Origin of the sequence: Psychrobacter sp. AOP31-B2-9 (assembly GCF_052378005.1) — a bacterium.
Lineage (GTDB): Bacteria > Pseudomonadota > Gammaproteobacteria > Pseudomonadales > Moraxellaceae > Psychrobacter.
Window position 1 is genome coordinate 1 of record NZ_JBQSXG010000275.1, and the last position, 1,278, is coordinate 1,278.

The following is a 1,278-nucleotide window of genomic DNA, read 5'->3' on the forward strand; positions in this document are numbered from 1 at the left end:
TATGACCGCCACTTGGATTTGGGCGGCATCATTTTATGCTGCTGCTACCTCCGGCTATAAATATGGAGTGTCAGTGCCGATACATTATGGCTTTTGGGGCGCCTTAATGATTTTGTTCATCTACCCTTTTGGTATGCGCTTTCGTGAGTTGGCGCCAGATGGTCATACCTTAGGTGAACTCATTCACGCCCGTCATGGTTCATCAAGCCAATTAATTTTAGCAATATCCAATATTATGGGCAGCTTAATTAGCTTGATGGTCAACTTTACCGCTGCTGGAGCCTTAGTTTCAGTTTTGTCACCATTATCATTCCAAACAGGGGTAATGATCGCAGGTATCGGCGTCCTAAGCTATACGTTAACGTCAGGGTTTCGCGCATCCGTCTTCACTGACTTTGCTCAATTAGTCGCCTTGATGGCCATTGGTGTCGTCATTATTCCGGCGGTACTATTTTCTATGGGTGGACCTGAGGTGATGGTTGAGGGACTGTCCAATCTTACACTGGAGCAGCAAAATTTCTTTTCTTCTGAAGCATTTTTTCAGCAAGGAGCACCTTATTTTGTTGCAGTATTAGCATACGCTATCGGCAATCAAACCATCACTCAGCGCTTATTTGCAATTGACAAAACTAAAATTAAAGCAACTTTTGTCACTGCTACTGTTGGCTATGCTGGTATCGTCATTGGCTTGGGTATGATTGGATTAATGGCGGTCACTATAGGTATCGAGCCACTTGATGGCAACATGAATAACCTGATTCCACAAATGGTTAGTACCTACCTGCATCCTGTCTTTATTGCCTTATTCTTTATTTTAGTCATTGGCTCGCTATCCTCAACGGCTGACTCAGACTTGTCAGCGCTCTCAACGATTATGATGGCGGATGTCTACGGCAAAAATATTGCTAAAAAAGGTAAAGTTAAACCCAAAACTATGATGCTTGTCGGTCGTAGCACGATGATTGTCGCAACAGCCGCAGGACTGATTTTTGCCAGCTTTAAGCTCGATATTTTAGTAATGCTAGTCTTCGTTGGCGCATTATGGGGTGCGATCGTATTCCCTGTCATCGCCAGTGTGTTCTGGAATCGTGTGACCAATACCGCATTTACTGCTGCTGTCATCGTCGGACTCCTCTTATTCTGTGTGGCACGCTTTGAATTAATACCTATTACGGGGTTCACAGCTCTATTCTTTGAAATATTGGCTAGTGTCGGTGGTGCTGTCGTTATTGGGTTGATGGTCTTTGGCTTTTTAGGTCGTAAGGTTGGCATGGGTTG

The 1,278-nt window shown here is 44.3% G+C and carries 1 protein-coding gene; it reads left to right on the forward strand.

Going from position 1 to position 1,278, the window contains the following annotated elements; all coding sequences use genetic code 11:
• Window positions 1-1,278: sodium:solute symporter family transporter (locus tag ACT3SX_RS15135; RefSeq protein WP_444761834.1), on the forward strand; the 1,278-nt coding region annotated here is incomplete at both ends.